Below are 270 nucleotides of genomic sequence, written 5' to 3' on the forward strand. Positions count from 1 at the left end.
GGCAGCGTCACGGCGGCGCCCAGCAGGGGGTGATCGGCGGACGAGAGCCCGGCGGAGGCCACGTCGCCCTGGTGGGCGAGGGACGGTTCGATCCAGTAATGCTGCTCCTGGAAGGCGTAGGTGGGCAGATCGACGCGCCGGGCATGGGTGTCCGCGAACACTCCGGCCCAGTCGACGGCCGCGCCGCCGACGAACGCCTCGGCTGCGGAGGCCAGGAAGCGCTCCGGGCCGCCTTCACCGCGGCGCAGCGTACCGACCGCCGTGACGGGC

1 protein-coding gene is annotated in these 270 nt (G+C 74.4%); it reads right to left on the reverse strand.

What is annotated here, in order from left to right; all coding sequences use genetic code 11:
* On the reverse strand, positions 1 to 270 hold a 270-nt coding region (locus GTW67_RS33795), incomplete at both ends, for a hypothetical protein (RefSeq protein ID WP_161168547.1).

Origin of the sequence: Streptomyces sp. SID5910, assembly GCF_009862125.1 — a bacterium.
Classification (GTDB): Bacteria; Actinomycetota; Actinomycetes; order Streptomycetales; family Streptomycetaceae; genus Streptomyces.